Annotated in this window: 21 protein-coding genes; 10 read left to right on the plus strand and 11 right to left on the minus strand. The window is 63.2% G+C overall.

Going from position 1 to position 20,870, the window contains the following annotated elements; translation table 11 throughout:
• Positions 1 to 6: 6 nt before the first annotated feature.
• From ccmI to NKG99_RS26745, 6 genes are all read right to left on the minus strand, one after another.
• Entirely contained in the window at positions 7 to 1,146 is a 1,140-nt protein-coding gene (gene ccmI / locus NKG99_RS26720; protein ID WP_352871983.1) for a c-type cytochrome biogenesis protein CcmI, read from the minus strand.
• A 126-nt stretch (positions 1,147 to 1,272) separates the two neighbouring features.
• Positions 1,273 to 1,710: an RT0821/Lpp0805 family surface protein gene (locus NKG99_RS26725; RefSeq protein WP_352871984.1), complete on the minus strand. Its 438-nt coding sequence runs from the start codon at positions 1,708 to 1,710 to the stop codon at positions 1,273 to 1,275.
• A gap of 188 nt (positions 1,711 to 1,898) precedes the next feature.
• The gene (locus NKG99_RS26730; RefSeq protein ID WP_352871986.1) at positions 1,899 to 3,332 is read right to left on the minus strand and encodes an ATP-binding protein; all 1,434 of its coding nucleotides are present in this window, start codon (positions 3,330 to 3,332) and stop codon (positions 1,899 to 1,901) included.
• The gene (locus NKG99_RS26735; RefSeq protein WP_023812809.1) at positions 3,316 to 3,981 is read right to left on the minus strand and encodes a response regulator transcription factor; all 666 of its coding nucleotides are present in this window, start codon (positions 3,979 to 3,981) and stop codon (positions 3,316 to 3,318) included. The genes NKG99_RS26730 and NKG99_RS26735 overlap by 17 nt, the downstream gene beginning before the upstream one ends.
• Before the next feature lie 91 nt (positions 3,982 to 4,072).
• The gene (locus tag NKG99_RS26740) at positions 4,073 to 4,372 is read right to left on the minus strand and encodes a hypothetical protein (protein WP_126068492.1); all 300 of its coding nucleotides are present in this window, start codon (positions 4,370 to 4,372) and stop codon (positions 4,073 to 4,075) included.
• Positions 4,373 to 4,545: 173 nt separating this feature from the next.
• Positions 4,546 to 4,953 (minus strand): DUF3168 domain-containing protein, encoded by a 408-nt coding sequence (locus NKG99_RS26745; RefSeq protein WP_352871987.1) that lies wholly within the window; start codon positions 4,951 to 4,953, stop codon positions 4,546 to 4,548.
• Between the two features lie 602 nt (positions 4,954 to 5,555).
• On the opposite strand from NKG99_RS26745, the gene NKG99_RS26750 reads away from it, so the two are divergent.
• Positions 5,556 to 6,623, plus strand: a complete 1,068-nt coding sequence (locus NKG99_RS26750) for a glycosyltransferase family 2 protein (protein ID WP_352871988.1) — start codon at positions 5,556 to 5,558, stop codon at positions 6,621 to 6,623.
• A gap of 90 nt (positions 6,624 to 6,713) precedes the next feature.
• On the opposite strand, the gene NKG99_RS26755 is transcribed toward NKG99_RS26750, so the two are convergent.
• The 5 genes from NKG99_RS26755 to NKG99_RS26775 form a co-directional block, all read right to left on the minus strand.
• Positions 6,714 to 7,520, minus strand: coding sequence for an ABC transporter permease (locus NKG99_RS26755; RefSeq protein ID WP_352871989.1), 807 nt, complete (start codon positions 7,518 to 7,520; stop codon positions 6,714 to 6,716).
• Entirely contained in the window at positions 7,520 to 8,353 is an 834-nt protein-coding gene (locus tag NKG99_RS26760; RefSeq protein ID WP_352871990.1) for an ABC transporter permease, read from the minus strand. The genes NKG99_RS26755 and NKG99_RS26760 overlap by 1 nt, the downstream gene beginning before the upstream one ends.
• A 25-nt stretch (positions 8,354 to 8,378) precedes the next feature.
• Complete coding sequence (locus NKG99_RS26765) at positions 8,379 to 9,494, minus strand: ABC transporter substrate-binding protein (RefSeq protein ID WP_352871992.1); 1,116 nt, start codon at positions 9,492 to 9,494, stop codon at positions 8,379 to 8,381.
• Between the two features lie 68 nt (positions 9,495 to 9,562).
• Entirely contained in the window at positions 9,563 to 10,657 is a 1,095-nt protein-coding gene (locus tag NKG99_RS26770) for an ABC transporter ATP-binding protein (RefSeq protein WP_352871994.1), read from the minus strand.
• A gap of 122 nt (positions 10,658 to 10,779) precedes the next feature.
• Complete coding sequence (locus NKG99_RS26775) at positions 10,780 to 11,703, minus strand: LysR substrate-binding domain-containing protein (protein WP_352871995.1); 924 nt, start codon at positions 11,701 to 11,703, stop codon at positions 10,780 to 10,782.
• A gap of 84 nt (positions 11,704 to 11,787) precedes the next feature.
• Here NKG99_RS26775 and NKG99_RS26780 point away from each other — a divergent pair, with 84 nt between their 5' ends.
• The 9 genes from NKG99_RS26780 (at position 11,788) to NKG99_RS26820 (ending at position 20,831) form a co-directional block, all read left to right on the plus strand.
• A complete protein-coding gene (locus tag NKG99_RS26780; RefSeq protein WP_352871996.1) occupies positions 11,788 to 13,419 on the plus strand; it encodes a zinc-binding metallopeptidase family protein in 1,632 nt (543 codons plus the stop codon).
• Complete coding sequence (locus tag NKG99_RS26785) at positions 13,406 to 14,338, plus strand: dimethylarginine dimethylaminohydrolase family protein (protein ID WP_023760469.1); 933 nt, start codon at positions 13,406 to 13,408, stop codon at positions 14,336 to 14,338. The genes NKG99_RS26780 and NKG99_RS26785 overlap by 14 nt, the downstream gene beginning before the upstream one ends.
• Positions 14,339 to 14,502: 164 nt before the next feature.
• Positions 14,503 to 15,117 (plus strand): cupin domain-containing protein, encoded by a 615-nt coding sequence (locus NKG99_RS26790; protein WP_352871998.1) that lies wholly within the window; start codon positions 14,503 to 14,505, stop codon positions 15,115 to 15,117.
• 143 nt (positions 15,118 to 15,260) lie between these two features.
• Positions 15,261 to 16,202, plus strand: a complete 942-nt coding sequence (locus NKG99_RS26795; RefSeq protein ID WP_352872000.1) for an ABC transporter substrate-binding protein — start codon at positions 15,261 to 15,263, stop codon at positions 16,200 to 16,202.
• 96 nt (positions 16,203 to 16,298) lie between these two features.
• Positions 16,299 to 17,096, plus strand: coding sequence for an ATP-binding cassette domain-containing protein (locus NKG99_RS26800; RefSeq protein ID WP_352872002.1), 798 nt, complete (start codon positions 16,299 to 16,301; stop codon positions 17,094 to 17,096).
• Positions 17,093 to 18,112, plus strand: a complete 1,020-nt coding sequence (locus NKG99_RS26805) for an ABC transporter permease (protein WP_352872003.1) — start codon at positions 17,093 to 17,095, stop codon at positions 18,110 to 18,112. The genes NKG99_RS26800 and NKG99_RS26805 overlap by 4 nt, the downstream gene beginning before the upstream one ends.
• A 1-nt stretch (position 18,113) precedes the next feature.
• The gene (locus tag NKG99_RS26810; RefSeq protein ID WP_352872004.1) at positions 18,114 to 19,202 is read left to right on the plus strand and encodes a phosphotriesterase family protein; all 1,089 of its coding nucleotides are present in this window, start codon (positions 18,114 to 18,116) and stop codon (positions 19,200 to 19,202) included.
• A 31-nt stretch (positions 19,203 to 19,233) separates the two neighbouring features.
• Positions 19,234 to 20,004: a glutamine amidotransferase gene (locus NKG99_RS26815; RefSeq protein ID WP_352872006.1), complete on the plus strand. Its 771-nt coding sequence runs from the start codon at positions 19,234 to 19,236 to the stop codon at positions 20,002 to 20,004.
• Positions 20,005 to 20,006: 2 nt separating this feature from the next.
• Complete coding sequence (locus NKG99_RS26820) at positions 20,007 to 20,831, plus strand: ribokinase (RefSeq protein ID WP_352872007.1); 825 nt, start codon at positions 20,007 to 20,009, stop codon at positions 20,829 to 20,831.
• The last annotated feature ends 39 nt before the right edge of the window (positions 20,832 to 20,870 follow it).

Below are 20,870 nucleotides of genomic sequence, written 5' to 3' on the forward strand. Positions count from 1 at the left end.
CTTACTCTACTCCGTCGCCGTCAGACCAAGCGTGGCGGCAAAGGCGGTGATTTTTTTCGCTTCGTCACTGTCGGCCCCAAAGACGGCAATGGCGCGACCGAGCGCCTGACGTGCCAGATCGGCCTTGCCCAGCACGACATAGGAACGAACGAGCCGCATCCAACCTTCCGGATCGCGCGGATTTTGCCGCAGTTTGTCGTCGAGGCGCGCGACCATCGTGCTGATCATGGCTTGCCTATCAGCGGGAGACATCGAGGATGCAGCGTCGATATCGCCGGCATCGGGACCGTTGGTGGCGCCGCCGGAAGCGACTGCGGAACTGCCGGACCTAGCCAGCGCTTGCTCGACCGCACTGCGCCATGGCGACTCCGGCGGCAGCTTGTCCAACATTGCCTGCCAGGCCGTGGCCGCCTCCTTGGTGCGGCCCTCCTGCGCCAGCGCCATGGCCAGGTAGAAGCTCGCCTTCGCATTGGCCGGGTCGAGTTTCAAGGCCGCCTCGAAGGCATTCTGTGCATCGGCCGAGACAATGCCGCCTGCCGCACCGGCGATCGCCTCGCCAAGACCGGCCTGGCGAACGGCGCTGTCGCCATCGAGGCGTATAGCGTTGCGATAGGCCGCCGCCGCATCGGAAAAGCGTTGCATGCGCAGATAGACTGGCGCGAGCACATCCCAGCCCCTGCCATCGGAAGGATTGGCGGCAAGATGGGCTTCGGCCCGCGCCACCAATTCGTCGACCGAACTGTCGGCCGGGTTCTTGGCCAACCGCTCGCTGAGCGGTTGCGACGGCAAATCGGGTGAGCCGAGCTGACTGTAAAGGCCCCAGCTGACCAGCGGCACTACCAGCACGGCCGCGGTTGCCACCAGCCTTGCCGCGACCGAGGCTCGGCCGACGGACGCCTGGCCCGTCGTTGCCGCATTGTCGAGGCGAAGGATGCGGCGAGCGATCTCGGCGCGCGCTTCGGCAGCTTCCGCCGGCTGGATCAAGCCACGCGCAGCGTCGCGGTCAAGCTCGGACAACTGGTCGCGATAGACTTCGAGATCGTGATCGCCGCTCGACGACGCGCCCTTCGAGCTGGCGGCCAGCGGCAGCAGCACCGCCAGGCTTGCACCCAGCGTGAGAATTGCGGCTATGACCCAGAACAGCATGGTTCTTCCAATAGTGGCAGAGTTCTGCCGTGCCAACACAGGCTTCCTGCGACGCTTTGACGGCAGGCGCGCCACATGTCCTTGATCGACATCAACCGACCGGATACCAACCGGACCCGTCTTTGATTAGGTCAGCGGTGTCCAGCTGCCGTCGGTGTTGCGGCAAGCGGTTCCACGCGCCGTCACTCCGGCCCCGCCGGTGAACACCGTCTGCGTGTACTGGCGGCAATCCTGCGAACCGACGCGATAGGGCTGTGCCGGAACCACCTCGCCATAGTGCGAAGCCTGGGCGCCCTTCCACGTTACCTTCTGGCCACTGGTCGTGTACTCGAGCGCCTTGTATTCAGCCTCGAGCGCACTGCGCTTCTCGGTCTCGCTGAGGCCGGCGCCGATCGACCCGCCGATGAGGCCGCCGCCCATCGCCGAAATGATCGTCGTGGTCACCTTGCCGCTGGAAGGAGGCGTCGAGGCCGGTGTCACTGCTACGGTCGGCCCCTTGCCGCTCAAGGTGGTGCAGCCGGAAACGGCCAGCAATGCGGAAACAAGCGCGACGCGAATCTTCATGCCAACAACCGGTTTTCTTGAGTTGGAGCCTGTTATGAATGAGCCGGGGGCCGCGTCATCGGAGAAGCTGACGTGGCCATAGTATTGATATTTGTCGGAAATTTGGCCGCTGCCGGCCAATCCGGGACCAATCGACATGCCGCCATAACATGCCCCATCCATCGATGTCGAATGGCCGTGGCTGAACATCACTGAAGGCTCCGCAATCGCACCACCGCCTTCAATCCGCCCATGCCGGACCGTTCGAGCGCCAGGACGCCTCCATACTCGTTGACGAGGTCGGCGACAATGGCCAGCCCCAGACCTGTTCCGGGCTTTGTCTCGTCCAGACGCCGTCCGCGCTTCAGCGCCTCGCGCGCCTTGTCCTCGGGAATGCCCGGGCCGTCATCCTCGATGCTGATCTCAAACAGGCCGGTCGGATCGTCCTTGCCGGTCAAAGGCACGACCGAGACCAACACCGCGCTTTTTGCCCATTTCATCGCGTTTTCGAGAAGATTACCAAGCAATTCCTCAAGGTCCTCGCGTTCACCGGCGAAGACGATTTCGGTCGCCGGCAATGACAGCGACAGGTTCGTCCGCGGATTGAGCTTCTGTAGAACCCGGACCATGCGCTGCACCAGCGGCGTCACCGGCGTGCGGTAGACGACGCTGTCGCGTTGTGCCGCGACGCGGGCGCGCTGCAGAGAGTGCTCGACCTGCTTCTGCATGGAAGCGGCCTGTTCGGTGATCAGCTGTCCCTTGGCGCCGCCAAGCGCCCTGCCCTCGTTGAGCAGCACCGCGAGCGGCGTCTTCAGCGAATGGGCGAGATTGCCGACCTGGGTTCGCGATCGCTCGACGATGCGCCTGTTGTTTTCAATCAACGCATTGGTTTCGTTCGCAAGCGGTTCGATCTCGGCCGGAAACCGGCCGTCGAGCCTCTGCGCTGTGCCCTCGCGCACCATGGCAAGCGCGTTCCTGACCCGGCGCAGCGGCTGCAGGCCGAGCAGAATGGCGATCGCGTTGATGGCGATCATGCCGACGCCGAACAGGCTGAGATAAGTCAGCAGGCGGCGCTGGAAGGTGGCGATTTCCTGTTCGAGCTCGCTCTGGTTGCCCATGACGCGGAAGCGCGCGGCGCGGTTCTTGGAATCGAGAACGAATTCGCTCTCGAATACTTCGAGCTGCTCGCCGTCGATGCCTTCGGCCGCATAGCTGCGCTGGAAGCTGGCGTTGAACGGCACATCGGCAACGCTCGGCGACGGGATTGTCGTGGTCATCGAAGACGAGTGGAGATCGCCATGTACGCCTTCCGAGGCGGGCTCCACCGACCAGTACCAGCCCGAATTCGGCTCCGAGAACCGGAGATCGCCGAGGTCGGGAGCGCCGGTGAGCGCACCGTTGTCGGAAATACCGATGGAGCCGATCAAATTGAACAGGTGCGCCGAAAGCAGGCTGTCGAAGCCGCGCTCGCTGGCCTGGCGGTAGAGGGTAGTGATCAGGGTGAAGATGACGACGAGCGTCACGATCGCCCAGACCGTGGAAAAGGCGATGACGCGGAACGTCAGCGAACGCGGCCACAAACGCAGCGAAAGCGGCGTCCTTGCGATTGATTTGAGCGGTTCCGAGTTACGCCTCCGGCTCACGCATGCGGTAGCCCATGCCGCGCACGGTTTCGATCATGTCGATGCCCATCTTCTTGCGCAGCCGCCCGACAAACACCTCGATAGTGTTGGAATCGCGGTCGAAATCCTGGTCATAGAGATGCTCGACCAGTTCGGTGCGCGAGACGACCTCGCCCATATGGTGCATCAGATAGGCAAGCAGGCGGAATTCGTGCGATGTCAGTTTCAGCGGCACGCCGTCGACATCGGCCTTTGACGCCTTGGTGTCGAGGCGCAGCGGTCCGCAGGTCAGTTCGGACGAGGCATGGCCGGCGGCGCGCCGGATCAGGGCCCGGAGCCTCGCCAGTACCTCCTCGATGTGGAACGGCTTGGTGACATAGTCGTCGGCGCCGGCATCGATGCCGGAGACCTTGTCGCTCCAGCGGTCGCGCGCCGTCAGGATCAGCACCGGCATCTTGCGGCCGCCGCGCCGCCAACGCTCGACCACGCTGATACCGTCCATCTGCGGCAGTCCGATGTCGAGCACGACGGCGTCGTAGGGCTCGGTGTCGCCGAGGAAATGGCCTTCCTCGCCGTCGAAGGCGCGGTCGACGACGTAGCCGGCATCGACCAGCGCATCCGATATCTGCCGGTTGAGATCCTTGTCATCCTCGACGACGAGTACGCGCATGCGGAGTTCGATACCTGTTGAAGAGCTAGGGTCAGGTATAGGCCGATTCCGGCGGCCTGGGAAACGGAGGTCTGTAAAATGGAAGAGTGGGTCAGTTCAGCGGAACGACGATTTCGGAACGGCGCGGACGTTGTCCGTCCTTGCCAGGAACGAGCACGACAATGACACAGACAGGCTGGCCGCCACGTGTCGATTGCGAGGCCTTGGCCAGCGTTCCGCCATTCTGTTCGGCCACCTGCTGACCGATCGCGTAGCAATCGGACGCCGCCAGCAGGATCGGGCTGGCCTGGTCGGGCGCGATGACCGGCATCGCCATCGCCTGCGACGCAAACAGCCCGGCAGCACAGAGCGCCAGTGTCGCGGTTCGGAAGTGGGAGCGAAGCGTTTTCATGGTCGACGTTGTAACGCATCGGTGCTGAACGTGAAATGAACAGTGAACGGCGCCGAAAACATCCTCGCCACACCCCTGCAACGCGAGACAGTCAACCTGGGATTTCACCGCGTCAACCGTGAAATCCCGCGAGAGTCCAGTCTAGACTCCGTTTCGACCATATTGAAAGCGTATCAGGCGTTTTCCTGCGTTATCGCGCGAAAACGCAGCAGCCCGTGATGCACGAGCAGATCCTCGTCGTGGCGAACCTCGCTGAATTCGAGCGACAGTCGTGTCTGGCCGTGGGCGCCAATCTCCAGCGCCGCATTGGCGAGCCGCGCTTTGATAGCGTCCATGATGGCAAGTGTTTCGGCTTCCCCCTGGGCTTTCGACCAGACATGCAGAGTGACCAGCTGATCGTTATTGTTCTCCGCGCCCGTATCCCAGTCAAAGGCAGAGGTCTGGCCACAAGTCACGTAGGGAAAAGCGGCATTGTCGGTTGCCCGTTCGAGCAATCCCGCGCCGCCCAGCAAGGTCGACAGGGCTGCATCGCTTTTGAGCCTCAGAAACAGTGCCTGCTGCAAATCGCCAGGCGCGGTCATCGTCCTCTTCCTCTAGCCTTTGCGCTGCCGACCATTGCCTTTCGGAAGCCTGCCTGCGTTCTGCATATTGTGTCAGATATAACCATTCGACGCGCGGAGGCGATGGCGATTCGTCATAGAACTGATGAATGCTGATACGACTTCGCCAACAACGTCGTCACGGGGCGCCGAGCAGCCTTGCGATCTAGGCAGGATTGGCCGCGTCTCGGTGAGGTTTGTTTTGTCTGACACCATCTGGCCACGCCTCTGGACATCAGTTTTCGGATAGCGGCTTGTTCCAGCCGCATTTAAAGGCCAGTATCTAACGTGCCTTCAAGGCGTCCGCTGCGGTCCCACTGTGACCAAACGCGACACCATTTCCGTCGGGCTTGGTCGATAACCAAGAGCGTCGGAGCTTTTGGGCTGGCCGGCGTACCCCAGTCAGCCACCGCGATCCTCGAAGGCGATGGCGGCTTTTCATCAAGTCGTGAAAGAGTGACGTGGTCCGTCACCCGACGAAAAGGCGAGGCTTTTCCTCGGCAAATTCGCGGAGCGAGCTTGAAGAGGAGGCAGCCCACGAGCGGGGTCTGCCAAAACCAAAGCAAGATGCGAGGTCGAATGCGATGCAGTCCACCCCCCACAAAATCCCAGTTTCCATCATTATTCCGAACTACAATTACGCGCGTTTCCTTGAACGTAGCATCGACAGCGCGCTGGAGCAGGACCACGACGATGTCGAAGTCATCGTCGTCGACGATGCATCGCAGGACAATTCCACGACGATCATGAAATCCTATGGCGACAGGATCCTCGCTTGTCCGCGACGAAAGAATGGCGGGCACGCGGCCGCCTTCAACACCGGCTTTGCCGCGAGCTCGGGCCGAATCGTCCTCTTCCTCGACGCCGACGATTATCTTTATCCGGAAGCCGTCTCCAGGATCGTCGACACCTGGGACGAGGCAACCGCCCAGGTGCAATCCAGATTGCACATCGTCGATGACCGGCAACGCATCAAGGACGTCTTTCCGCCGCCGGAACTGCCCTTCGACAGCGGCGATGTCATGCCGAAACTTCTGCGCAAGGGGCGCTACCAGACGACCGTAACCAGCGGGCTGGCCTTTGACCGGACGACCCTGGAATCGATCATGCCGATTCCGGAATCGGATTTTCGCCAGGGCGCCGACGGCTATCTTGCGACGCTGGCGCCGCTGTATGGTCACGTTCAGTCCATCGATGAATGTGTCGGCGCTTACCGAATCCACGGCGCCAACCATTCGGTTTTCGGTGAAAAGCTCGCCGAACGGGCACGCTGGCGGGTAGAGCACGATTTCCACCGCATGGAGGCGCTGTCGGACCAGGCATCGCAGGCCGGCCTGACCGTCGTGCCGGCAGAAATTGTTCGCCATGATCCGGTCCATCTGGAAGAACGGCTGGCATCGCTCTGCGCGGACAGGCACCGGCACCCCGTGGCCGACGATTCCCGCCTGGCGCTAGCGGCCGCGGGCGCTGTCGCCAGCCTCGAAATGACGGCGTCCCTGCGCCGCCGTGCCGTGCTTGCCGCCTGGTTCCTGTCGGTCGGCATGCTGCCGCGGCAAATGGCCATGGCGGTGCTGTCGTGGAAGCTCGACGCATCGTCCCGACCAACATTCCTTGCCCGCCTGTCCAGGACAATCCGCCGCGCGATGGGGTAGCCCGAAGCCCTTGTGGGCGAGATGTCCGGCGGGATGGGAGGAAAGCTTTGCCCGAAGGTCTTAAGCGGGCCTGCGCCACGCTTTGCCTTCTCACTGCCCCGCGTTCATCCGGTTCACGAAACTGCGCACCGCCAGCACCAGCACCGTGATGATGATCAGGATCACCGAGAGTGCGGCGATCGCCGGGTCGATGTTGTCGCGCAGGCCCATCCACATCAGCCTGGGCAGCGTGATGGCGTTGACCGAGGTGATGAACAGCGTGACGCCGATCTCCTCCCAGGACAGCACGAAGGACAGAAGTGCCGCGGTGACGATGCCGAACTTGATGTTGGGCATGATGATGCGGGTGGCCCGCTCCCACACCGAGGCGCCGAGGCCGCGCGCGGCAAGGTCGATGCGCCGGTCGAGCTGGCTGAGCGAGACCAGCATCAGAACGGTGGCGAACGGCACGGTCATCACCGAGTGGGCCATGGCGACACCCAGCCAGGTGTCATAGCCGAAGAACGAGCTGAAGCCCGAGATCGAGGTGAGCAGGAAGTAGAGCGTGATCGCCGAAACCACGGGCGGCACCACCATCGGCAGCAGCACGAAGCCGACGAGTGCCGCGGTGAAGCGCGGCTGGAACATCCACACGCCGAGGCTGAAGCACAGCGCCAGCACGGTGGAAAAGGCACTGCTGACGATGCCGATGCGGATGCTGAGCAGGATCGATTGGAGCCAGCGCGGATCCTCGACCAGCGACCGGTAGTGGCGCAGCGACAGTTCGCCCGACGGCATCGCCAGCATGCGGCTCGGCGTCAGCGACACCGGGATGACGGCGAGCAGCGGCATCAACAGGAACAGCGCGACGAAGGCGGCGATGATCAGCGAGACGGGACCGGGCCGATAGGTCGGCATCAGATCAGCTGCTTCGGTCTGACATAACGGAACAGCAGCGCCATCAGCGCGCCGACGAACAGCACCAGCACCACGCTGATCGCCGCCCCCAGGCCCCAATCCGGGCTCTGGAAGATGCGCAGATAGATCAGCTCGGCGATCATGACGCTGCGGCCGCCACCAAGGATCGCCGGCGTGACGAAGAAGCCGAGCGAAAACACAAAGACGATCATCGCCGCGCCGATGATGCCGGAGCGCGTCATCGGCACGAACACCGTCCAGAAGGTGCGCATGCGGCTGGAGCCGAGGCCGCGCGCGGCCAGCAGCACGCGGTCGTCGAGGCTGCGCATGGCCGATGCCAGCGGGAAGACGGCGAAAGGAATGAGGAAATGCGTCATGCCGACGATGACGCCGAATTCGTTGCGCACCAGCGCCAGCGGTTCGGAAATGAAGCCGATCGCCTGCAGCCACGTGTTGATCAGGCCGCGATTGGACAGCAGCGCCACCCAGCCGAAGGCACGGGTCAGGACGGAAATCCAGAAGGGTACTAGAATGCAGAACTCGGCGATCAGGCGCTGTGCCGGGGTTCCGCGCACCCAGACGACGGTGATGGCGTAGGCAGCGGCCACCGAAACCACGGTGACGATCGCCGCGATGCGCAGCGTGCGGATGAACACCGACTGCACCAGATCGTCGGTGAGCAGTGCGTTATACTGGCCGAGCCCGGGCGGCGGCAGCGTAAAGCTCCATTTGACGACGCCGAGGAACGGCCAGGCATAGGCGAGGACAAGAAACAGGAGCAGCGGCGCCATCAACAGCGCCGCGCCCATCCTGTCGGAGAGATAGGATCTCATTTCGACCCGATCATCCCGGCCCTGGTCAGGCCGAGATGATCTTGGTGTATTCGTCGAGCGCTGCCCCGTAATTCTTGGCGTACCAGTCCATGTCGAGCGCGATCTGCTTTTTCATGTTCTCGGGATCGACCGGGTTGATGCGCTTCTTGTCGGCGGGGATCAGCGCGTCGGTAGCTGGATTTGCAGGGCCCTGGCCGAGCTTGTCGAACATGACCAACTGCTTTTGCGGGTCTTGGGTGCTGGCGATGAACTTCATGGCCGCGTCCTTGCCGCCAGGATTGCCCTTGAGCACGGCGAGCGCGCCGGGCGAGATCAGGCCCTGGTCCCAGATGAACTTGATCTTGCCGCCCGAGTCCTGCTCGATCAGTGAAGCGCGCGTCGACCAGACGATCGCCATCGAGGCCTCGCCATTGAGCAGCACGCTCTGGCTTTCGGCACCGCCGCCCCAATAGGCAACGACGTTTTCCTTGAAGGCGGCGATCTTGTCATGCGCGCGCTTGAGATCGAGCGGATAGAGCGACGTCGGCGCGATGCCGTCGGCCAGCAGGGCGGCTTCCCAGCTCGACACGCCCCATTTGTAGAGCGAGCGCTTGCCGGGGAATTTCTTCACGTCGAAGAAATCGGCCATGCCGGTCGGCGCGTCCTTGCCGTACTTCTCGGAGTCGTAGGCGATGACATAGGAGAAGAAATAGGTCGAGGCGGCGTATTCCCAGCCAAAGCCTTCGCGCATCTTCTTCTTGTCGACGATCGCATAGTCGATCGGCTCGAGGGCGCCCTGAGCGCCGAGCGTGATGGCGGAGAACGGGTCGACGTCGACGAGGTCCCAGGTCGGCGCGCCGCTCTTGAACTGCGCAGCGATGGCGCCTTCGGTCGGCCCCGAGCCATCCATCTTGACGGTGATGCCGGTTTCCTTGGTGAAGGGCTGGCCGTAGGCGGCGTCGTAAGCCGTGATGGCGTCACCGCCCCAGTTGACCAGCACCAGTTCCTTGGCCGCGGCAAAGGCACCGGTCGAGCGCAGCATCATCGGCGTGCCGGCCAGCACGAATGCTGCCAGCTGCGTGAATTGGCGGCGCGAGATTTCGCCGCGACCTGCCCTGGCGGACAGGCTCTCGATGGCTTGTTTCTTGGTATCGTGTGTCATGTCAGTTCCCCTTTTTTGTCGTTGATGGTACCGCAAAGTGGTGGGCAGGTGTCTCGCCACACCGTTCGTCATTGTCCTCCATGCGGAAGGAGGAAACCCTTTTCAGCCGGCCAGGTGAGCCAGACGGCGTTGCCCTTGCTGAGCGCGGCCGCCGCTATCTCGTTGGGCACGGAGACCGTGACCTTGGCGCCTTGCCGCGTCGTCAGGTCAAGCCGCGTTGCCGCGCCGAGATAGGTGGAGTTGGTCGCTGTCGCGGCGATGCCGTTCTCACCGGCCGCCGCCTCCCCTGATATCGACATGTACTCGGGCCGGATCGCCAGGATCGCATCGCCGCGCACCGCCTCGGCCTTGCAACGCACGGAGACCGCACGGTCTTCGCAGAGGCCGGTCAAGCCATTGTCGGCTGGGCGGACCCCCTTCAGCGGCAGCATGTTGATCTCGCCGAGGAACTCGGCGACGAAGCGATTGTCCGGCCGGTCGTAGACCTCGTCGGGCGCTCCGACCTGCAGCAGTTTGCCATGGTTGAAGATGGCGACGCGCGACGACAGCGCCAGTGCCTCGCTCTGGTCGTGGGTGACGAAGACGAAGGTGGTGCCGGTCTCCTGGTGCAGCCGCTTCATCTCGGCCTGCATCTGGCCGCGCAGACCCTTGTCGAGTGCCGAGAACGGCTCATCGAGCAACAGCACGCCAGGCTCGAACACCAGCGCGCGCGCCAGCGCCACGCGCTGCTGCTGACCGCCTGACAGCTGCGCCGGCAGCTTCTTCTCGTGGCCCTTGAGGCCGACGCGTTCGATCATCTCGCCGACCCGGCGCTTGATCTCGGCCGCCGATTTCTTGCGCACCTTGAGTGGGAAGGCGATGTTGGCATCGACGCTCATGTGCGGGAACAGCGCGTAGCCCTGGAACACCATGCCGGCGGCGCGTTGTTCGGCCGGCCGGTCGGTGATGTCGACGCCGTCGCTGAACAGCCGGCCCTCGCTCGGCTGCACGAAGCCGGCAAGGATCATCAGGAATGTGGTCTTGCCCGAACCGGACGGTCCGAGCAGGGTCAGGAACTCGCCGCGGCCGATATCGAGCGACAGATTGTCCAATGCACGGAACGAGCCGAAGCTCTTGCCGATCCCAATTGCCTTGATCTCTGCGGCCCGGCCGGGTTGCTGCATCCTGCCTGTTTCCTCGGTTCAGGAGAAATCGTAGGGCAGCGCGCGGCCTCACCGCAACCGAATAGTTTTCGCCTGATCGGCAAATTTGATTCATCTATCCAATCGATGGCGGCCGTGGTCGGCTATACCCGGGCGTGGCGCCCGTGGTCCGCCATGCCCTTGGCATTGCTCTCCGCGAGCTTCGACCGCAACCATCTGGCAAAGGCGTCGAGCACCGGATGCGCGGCCTTGGCGTGTTCGGAGACCAGGAAGTACGACCGCGGTGATTTGATCGCGATATCGAATGGACGCACCAGCCTGCCTTCGGCCAGCGCTTTGCCACTGGTCAGTTCGTCGCCCATAGCCATGCCCTGGCCGGCGATCGCGGCCGAGAAGACGAGATTCATGTCCGAAAAGAATATGCCGCCCTCCGGGTCGGGGTTCTCGACCTTCGACAATGCCAGCCAGCGCGCCCAGTCCTCGGTATCGCCGAGATGCAGGAGGTTGGCGCGCAAAACGTCGGCTGGCTTTGAGAATCCACCGACCTTGTTGAGCAGCGTCGGGCTGCACAGCGGCGTGAAGGAGATCTCGCACAGAAGCTCGACCGCGCGGTTCGGCCAGTTGCCGACGCCAAATGCGATGAAGGCATCGGCGTCGGCATTGCTGACATCATCCAGCCGGCGTGGCGTCAGGACGCGCAGCGCCACGTCAGGGTACATCTGCCGGAACTCGCCGATATGGGTGCACAGGAACAACGAGGCGAAGCCAGGCGTGCAACTGACGCTGAACGAGCCGCCAACGCCGGTGCCGGCATGGCGCGTCACCGCGTCGCCCAGCACGGTCAACGCCTTGCGCACATCGCTGGCGTAGCGCTGGCCGCGCGGCGTCAGCGCCACGCCCTTGCCGATGCGTTCGAGCAGGTCGAAGCCGAGGTCGCGCTCCAGCAGCCGAAGCTGGTGGCTGACGGCGCTGCGGGTCAGGTGCAACTCGTCGGCGGCGCGCCAGACGCTGCCGTGACGAGCGAAGCTGTCGAGCGCACGCAGTGCTTGTGTCGATGGTATGCGCAAGAGACCTCAGGTGAACCGAATTTGCATGAGCCGGAAAAACATATCACTTTTTGGCGGACCGCTTCACTGCTTTCTTCTGAGGCCATGGAGAAAGCGGTCACCACTTCGGCGCAAGCAACAGCGCTTGCCTGTCTTGACGACATCCGGCCGCTGCTGTCGGCGTGGACGCGCACCATTTTCGACTTCGGCGAGACTGCATGGCGCGAGTATCAATCCTCTGCCTGGTATGTGGAGAGACTGAAGCGCGAAGGCTTTTCCGTCGAGGAAGGTTCCGGCGGCATGCCCACAGCCTTCTGCGCGCATTGGACAAACGGCGCCGGTCCGACCATCGGCATGTATGCCGAATACGACGCCGTGCCGGGCAATTGCCAGGACGCGGCGACCGTCAGGCGCCCTCGCCCGGGCCTTGGCGAACATGCGGGTGGCCACACCGATCCGCATTCCGGGTTGGGCATTTCGAGTCTCGGCGGGCTGCTTGCGACCAAGGCGGCGATGCAGCGCCACGGCATACCGGGCACGCTGCGCTTCACCGGCGAACCGGCCGAGAAGGTGCGCGGATCAAAGCCGATCCATGCCGCCAGGGGTTATTATGACGGCCTTGCCGGCATGATCTCCTTCCATCCGTTTTACATGCTGCCGCTCTGCAACACGGCGCGCTGGGACACGCATTGCGGCGCGGCTTACGCGATGATCTATCGCTTTGTCTGCGACCAGCCGGAGCGCTGGCTGCGGTTGGCGGGCGGCGCAGCGCCCATTCCGCAGGCGCATTCGGCGGTGCGCGCGCCCGGCGCCAACGATGCGCTCATGATGATGTACATGGCGTCCAAGGCGCTGCGCGATTCCATGCTGCCGCACCAGGGTGGCTGGTCGATCAGTGAGGCGATCCTGACCGCCGGCCAGGCGACCGCCGACAACCTGCCGGCAGGATTGGCCGAGATCCAGTACATGATCCGCGTGCCGACCTTGGCGATGGCCGAGCAGATCACCGCCGTGCTCGACCGCAATGCCGAGGCCGCTGCCAGCATGAGCGGCTGCCGCCATGAGCGGTACTGGGTGTCGAAGTCGCGGCCGGGGCTGGCCAATCACACCATGGCCGAAATCGCTTATGAAGCGCTGTCGACCGTCGGGCCGCCGCGCTGGGACCAGGACGCCAAGGCAGTCGCGCGCGACATACAGGTCAATGCCGGGCGCATGGCGAGTGACGAGCCGTTCATCGAAGAACTCGAACGCCTGATCGAGCCGCGGGCGGCGGAGGCGATCCTGCGCCGCGATCTGCCGCCCTCGCAGGTGAATTCGACCTCGGACGATTACACCGATATGAGCTGGCATGCGCCGACTGCGCGCTTCTATGTCGCCCGCCCGGCGCTGCGCTCGGAGACCGGCTACCCCTATCCGTCATGGGTAATGAATGCGCTGGGCGGCATTCCTGCCACCATCGACCCAATGGTCGTCTGCGCGTCGAAGACCATCGCGCTGGCAGCCCTTCGCCTGCTGGAGGACAAAACCGCCCGCGGTGCGGCGATGGACGAGTTCGTCACCCGCACCGGCGGCGGCATCGGCGGTTCGAACTGGATCGCGCCGCTCTGCGACTACGAGCCGCCGATTGGATTCCGCTGGCCGGAATATGTCACCACCCCACGCGGGCGGGACTGGTGGATCCCGAACAATCAGTCACCCCAAGCCACCTCACGAGGAGCACCCCATGACCGTTCATGACCGTATTGTCGCCGAGCCGTTTTCGCTGCAGCGCCGCAATCCGGCCGGCGGCACCAAGCCGCTGACCGCCTGGGGCTTCGCCAACGAGACCGACGTCCTGACCGATGTCTTGCTCGGCTCGCCCAATTTCCTGCGTCACCTGTCGACCAGCTCGCTGTCGCGCAAGCATCTGCGCGAGGCGCCCTGCAACGTCCAGATCGCGCAAGCGCAGCACAAGGACCTCGTCGCCGCCTACGAACATTTCGGCGTCAACATCCACTGGCACGAACCGACACCCGAACTGCCGATGCAGGTCTATTCCCGTGATTCCAGTGTGATGACGCCTTATGGCGCCGTCATCACCGCGATGGCCAATTGGTGGCGGCGCGGCGAGAACTACGCCGCAATCCGCACCTACGAAAAGCTCGGCATCCCGATCTACGACATGGTCACGGCAGGTACTTTCGAGGGCGGCGACTTCAACGTCATCGAGGATGGCGTCGTGCTGATCGGCTGCGGCGGCGCCCGCACGCAAGAGGAAGGCGCTCGCCAGGTGCAGGCCTGGTTCGACAAGGAAGGCTGGGAGACCCGCATCGCCTTTATCGACGAGTACTATGTGCATATCGACCTGATGGTGGTGCCGATCGCCGAAAAACTGACCGCCGTTTGCCTCGCCTGCACTGAACCCGGCATCGTCGACTGGCTGAAGGGCAAGGGGCACGAGATCATCGACGTGCCGTTCCAGGACACGATGGCGCTCGGCTGCAACTTCATGTCGCTGGGCAAGGACCGAGTGATCGCGCCGACCTCCAGCCAGACGCTGATAGGCCAGCTCAAGGCACGCGGCTTCGAGGTCGCGGCCGTCGACATGAGCGAGATCTCCAAGACCGGCGGCGGCATCCACTGCATGGCACAGGCGCTGAAGCGCGAACCGGCCTGAGGGGCGGACCCCCATTCGCGAGCATTGAAACGGCGGGCCCAGCGCTTGCCATGGACGGGTCCGTGATTGCGACCCTGCGCATTCCTTCATTTTTCATAGGATGGACATCGCATAGGATCAGTTTTACGAGTCAGCCCAACCAGCGGAGATGTTCGCGCCCCCAGATGAACAAGATCGATACCCACAACAGCAAGGGCGACGAGCGCTCGACCGCCACCAGCCTCTTGCGGCTCGGCACGCGGTTGAAACTTTCCCGGCAGACGCGCGGGCTGACCTTGAAGGCGCTCGCTGCTGCCGCGAATTGCTCAGAAAGCCTGCTTTCCAAGGTCGAGAACGGCAAGGTCTCGCCCTCGCTTCCCATGCTTCACCGGCTTGTCGAGGTGCTCGGCACGAACATCGGCTGGATGTTCGAGGAGTCGGATGGCGAGGAAGGCATCGTCTTTCGGGCTGGATCGCGACCGTTGATAGCGCTCGATCCGCTTCGGCGCGGCGAAGGTATTTCGCTCGAGCGTGTCATCCCGTATTCGCCCGGCCATCTCCTGCAGTGCAACATCCATCATATCGAAGCGGGCGGTGAGAGCGCCGGCCCGATCCAGCATGCCGGCGAGGAAGTCGGCTATCTCCTGGAAGGTGCGATCGAATTGATGGTCGGCGAAAAAACGTTTCGCCTGTCTGCCGGCGATTCCTTCGTCTTCAACTCCGAACTGCCGCACTGGTACCGCAATGTCGGAGATGAACGCGCCAGCATTTTCTGGGTGAACACGCCAGCGACATTCTGATCCGGCGCATCCGCCCATTTCTTTTCGTTGGCGCTAATTCAAGTCACTTGACAAGAAATCAAGTACCTTGAATTATGCCTCTGCGCTCAGTCGCCAGGTGAGCCCGATCAAGGGCCTTTTCCGTAAAACCAAGGGGAACCGGAATGCGTCTTACCAAGATCCTTTCAGGCTGCACCGCAGCCATCGCCATGACCCTCGCCCTCGGCTCTGCTTCCGCCATAGCCGAGACCTATGCGCTGGTGACCATCAACCAGCAGGCCCTGTTCTTCAACCAGATCAATGACGGTGCAACAGCTGCTGCAAAGGCCGCTGGCGTCGACCTCGTCATCTTCAACGCCAACAATGTACCGAGCGCGCAGAACGACGCGATCGAGAATTACATCACCCAAAAGGTCGACGGCATCATTCTCGTCGCCATCGATGTCAACGGTGTAAAGCCGGCCATCACCGCGGCCAAGGCGGCCGGCATTCCGGTCATTGCCATCGACGCGCAGATCCCGAATGGCGACAACGTCGCCTTCGTCGGCGTCGACAACACCAAGGCGGGCGAGGATATCGGCAAGTTCTACGCCGAATACGTCAAGACCAAGCTGAACGGAACCGCCAAGATCGGCGTTGTCGGCGCGCTCAATTCGTTCATCCAGAACCAGCGGCTCGACGGCTTCAAGAAGGCCGTCACCGACAGCGGCCAGAAAGTCACCTTCCTCGACACGGTCGACGGCCAGAACGTGCAGGACGTAGCCCTGTCCGCCGCCGAGAACCTTATGACCGCCAATCCCGACATGACGACGCTTTACGCAACCGGCGAGCCGGCTCTGCTCGGTGCGGTTTCCGCCGTCACCAGCCAAGGCCGTACCGGCGATGTCAAGGTGTTCGGCTGGGACCTGACCAAGTCGGCGGTGCAAGGTCTCGAAGAGGGCTGGGTGGTCGCCGTCGTCCAGCAGGATCCGGCTGGTGAAGGCAAGGCAGCGGTTGAAGCCTTCGGCAAGCTCAAGAAGGGTGAGAAGATCGATCCGATCATCAATGTTCCGATCACCATCGTGACCAAGGAAAATGTCGGCCAGTTCAAGGACATGTTCAAGTAGTATCCTCCCCGGACCGCCGGGCCGCGCAATGACTTCAGGGTTGCCTGCGCGGCCTGGCGACCGATTGAACTTGTTACCTTGAGAACTGGAACCGTGATGAGCGATGGCGAATCCTACCGCGTCAGGATGACCGGTATTTCCAAACGATACGGCCCTATCCAGACGCTGGACGATGTTTCGCTGAACCTGAAGCCTGGCGAGGTGCTCGGCCTGGTCGGCGACAATGGAGCCGGTAAATCCACCTTGAGCAAGGTTCTGTCCGGTGCGGTCATTCCGGATTCCGGCACCATCGAGATCGACGGCAAGGCTGTCTCCTTTTCCTCACCGGCCGATGCCCGCGCCGCACGGGTGGAAATGGTCTACCAGGACCTTTCGCTCTGCGACACGATTGATGTGGCGGGCAATCTCTTCCTCGGCCGCGAGCCGCGGCGCCGCGTTCTCGGCGTCCCCTTTCTCGACAACAAGCGTATGCATGATCAGACGCGTGAGATGCTCGACCGGCTCGGCATCGTCATAGCCGATACCAGGCTCAAGGTCGAAAACCTCTCCGGTGGGCAGCGCCAGTCGATCGCCATCGGCCGCGCCGCCTCTTTCGATCCGTCGGTGCTGATCATGGACGAACCGACAGCGGCTCTTGCGGTGGCGGAAGTCGAAGCGGTTCTGGAGCTCATCCGCGCCGTCAGCGCCCGCGGCGTCAGCGTTATCCTCATCACCCATCGGCTGCAGGATCTGTTCCTGGTCTGCGATCGCATCCAGGTCATGTATGAGGGTTGCAATGTCGCCGAACGCAAGATCGGCGACACCAGCATCGAAGAGGTCGTCAACCTCATCGTCGGCCGCAAATTCACGGCGCGTTCGGCCCGCGCCAGCCGTGATGAGGCAGCGCAGCCATGAATGTCACGTCATCACCCAGGGATATCAGCGCCTCGCCGCCCAAACGCGGCCACAACACCACCTGGAAGGATGTGGCGATAGCCAATGGCAGCGTCGTCTCGATAGCGCTGTTCTTCCTCGTCGTCTGCGTGGTCTTCTCGCTGACCACCGGCTCTTTCCTGACGACGCCCAATCTGCTCAATATCGTGCGCCAGTCGGCGCCGCTGCTGATCGTTGCGGCAGCCATGACCTTCGTCATCACAACCGGCGGTATCGACCTTTCGGTCGGGTCCGTGCTGGCGCTGACGGCGACGCTGTCGGCTGTCTTGCTGCAGTCCGGCCTGCCGTGGCCGCTCGTCGTCGCCGCCATGCTGGCACTCGGCGCGGCGATCGGTGCTTTACAAGGCTTCTTCATCGCCTATGAGCGGATACCGGCCTTCATCGTCACACTTGCCGGACTCTCGATCATCCGCGGCGTGGCGTTGCTGATCACCGGCGGCTATTCGATCCCGGTTGAGCCGACCAGCTTCTTCGTCAACATCGGCAGGGCCTGGTTTCTCGGTGTGCCGGTACCGGCACTGCTCGCCCTTGTCGTTCTGATCGTTGCCTATCTCGCATTCAACCAGACGCCATTCGGCCGCTATGTCACCGGCATCGGGGCCAATGCCGAAGCCGTGCGCCGCGCCGGTGTCGATACGCGCTTCATGACGCTGTTCGTCTATGTCCTGTCGGGCATGGCGGCGGCGGTGGCCGGCGTTGTTCTTGCCGCCCGGCTCGGTTCCGGCTCGTCGAATTCCGGCCAGGGTTTCGAACTCGATGTCATTGCCGCCGTGGTGCTTGGCGGCACCAGCCTGTTCGGCGGGCGCGGCACGATCATCGGCACCGTGCTCGGCGCGTTGACCGTCGCCGTTATCGGCAACGGCCTGATCCTGTCGCACATGTCGCCCTTCCTGACGCCGATCGTCACCGGCACAATCATCCTCGTTGCCATCTGGCTGAATTTCCGGCTGTTCAAGGGCGCAACGCGGAGCCGCTGACATGGATCATCTGTTCGAAGACAAACCAAGGGAACGGGCGCCCATCGGTGTCCGCTCCGGCACCGTGATGACTGTTACCGGCCCGGTCGCGATCGCCGACATGGGCGTGACGCTTATGCATGAGCATATCCTGCTCGACGGCGCGAAATCGTGGAAATGCCCCTGCCATCCCGACGAGAGGAAGATCGCCGAGCAGCCGGTCAGCATGGAGATCATCGGCGAGTTGCGGATGAACCCCTACATGAACCGCGACAACGTCTCGCTCGACGACAGCGACCTGGCGCTTTCGGAGCTGGCGAAATACCGGGCGCTCGGCGGCCACACCGTGGTCGATGCGACCAATATCGGCATTGGCCGCGATCCGGTGAAGCTGGCGCGCATTGCCCGCGCCTCGGGATTGCGGATCGTGATGGGGACAGGCTTCTACCTGCAGCACACCCACCCCGACTGGCTGAAAGCGATGGACGTCGACGACGTCACCGAATTCCTCGTCAACGATGTCGGCGGCGGGTCGACCCAACCCGAAATCATGGCCGGCATCATCGGCGAGGTCGGCGTCAGCAAGGATTTCACCGACGAGGAACGCAAATCACTGCGGGCTTCGGCCCGCGCGGCCAAGATCACCGGCGTGCCGCTGACCATTCATCTGCCCGGCTGGGAGCGGCTGGCGCATGACGTGCTCGATGTGGTCGAGGCGGAAGGCGCCGATCTCCGGCATACGGTGCTTTGCCACATGAACCCGAGCCACAACGATCTTGCCTATCAGCAAAGCCTCGCCGCGCGCGGTGCCTTCCTGGAATACGACATGATCGGCATGGATTTCTATTATGCCGACCAGGATGCTCAGTCGCCGTCCGACGAGCAGAATGCACGGGCGATCCGCTCGCTGATCGACATGGGGCTACTCGACCGGATTCTGCTGTCGCAGGACGTTTTTCTCAAGATCATGCTGACCCGCTTCGGCGGTTTCGGCTACGGCTTCATCCTCAAGCATTTCGTGCCGAGACTGAAGCGCCATGGTGTCGAGCAATCGGCAATCGGCACTATGCTCATCGACAATCCAAAGACTGTGTTCGCCGAGGGCCTCTGAGCCGCGGCTCCAAACAAAATAGGGAGTCTACATGTCCAGGAAGAAGGTTCTTCTCGCAGGCGAGTCCTGGGTCTCGACCGCGACCCACATCAAAGGCTTCGACCAGTTTCCGACCGTGACCTATCACACCGGTGCCGATGAGCTGCTGGCCGCGCTGAAGGACGGTCCGTTCGACGTCACCTTCATGCCGGCGCATGAGGCGCAGCGAAATTTCCCGCAGACCATGGAAACGCTTTCGGCCTACGACGTGGTCGTGCTTTCCGATCTTGGTGCCAACACGCTGTTGCTCCACCCGGACACCTGGGTCCACTCCAAACCGACGCCGAACCGGCTGCGCCTGTTGCGCGACTATGTCGGCAATGGCGGCGGCCTGTTGATGTTCGGCGGCTATTACAGCTTCCAGGGCATCAATGGGGGCGCGCGCTATCACAAGACGCCGGTCGAGGACGTTCTGCCGGTCACCTGCCTGCCGGTGGACGACCGCGTCGAGGTTCCCGAAGGCTATGCGCCGGTCGTTGTCGGCCCGCAGAACCATCCGATCCTTAAGGGCCTCGGCAAGGATTGGCCGATCCTGCTCGGCTTTAACGAGGTCGCGGTAAAGGACGGTGCGGAAGTCCTCGCCACCGTTTCCTCCGACTACCGTTCGCTGCCACTGCTGGTGACCGGCAAATATGGCCAGGGCCGCACCGTCGCCTGGACCTCGGATGTCGGCCCGCACTGGCTGCCGCCCGGCTTCATCGCCTGGGATGGCTACAAGACACTGTTCGAACAGATGCTGGGCTGGGCAACGGCCAGGGATTAGCCATGCGCGTCCATGTCGTCGGCAATGTCTGCGTCGATACGACGTTTCGGCTGGACCGGTTTCCGGCGGCGGGCGAGACGCTGAACGCATCGGAACATGCCGATGGACTTGGCGGCAAGGGTGCGAACCAGGCGGTGGCCGCGGCGCGCACCGGAGCCGATGTTCGCTTCCGTGCGGCGATCGGCAACGATGCCGCCGGAGCCTGGATCACAGAGCAGCTGAGCCGCGAGCTCGATGCCAGCCATCTGATGATGCTGCAACTGCCCAGCGACCGGTCGACGATCATGGTCGATGCGCGAGGCGAGAATCTCATCGTTACCGGCGCCAGTTGCGCCGCAGCCTTCGATCCCCTGGCCGACGGCGATTTTATCCGATCGCTCGAACGCGGCGACATCGTCGTGGTTCAGGGTAATCTGGACCCTGATATAACGACCGCTTGCCTAAAGGTGGCGCGGGGCGCGGGGGCAACGACGGTCTTCAATCCAAGCCCGCTTGCGGCCGGCCATAGAGCGGGTTTGAGCGACGTCAGTCTCGCCATCGCCAATGCAGGCGAAGCGGCGCAGCTGACCGGAATGAGCAATCCTGACGAGGCAGCCCGCGAAATAATCCGTCAAGGCGCGGGAACCGCCGTCGTGACGCTTGGCGCGCTCGGCTGCCTAGTCGCCGATGGCGAAGGACGGATCGACCGGTTCGTGGCGCCGAGGGTAGCCGTGGTAGACACAAGCGGCGCGGGCGATGTCTTTTGCGGTTGCCTCGCCGGCTGTCTTGCAGCCGGCATGGACCTAGTCGCGGGACCCCCCGCCCCCGCACCCCCCGCACACAAATAGCGACCGCGCCGCGCCCACCACCCGCGCAGGCCCCCACCA

This window comes from Mesorhizobium sp. M1409, assembly GCF_040317535.1.
Lineage (GTDB): Bacteria > Pseudomonadota > Alphaproteobacteria > Rhizobiales > Rhizobiaceae > Mesorhizobium.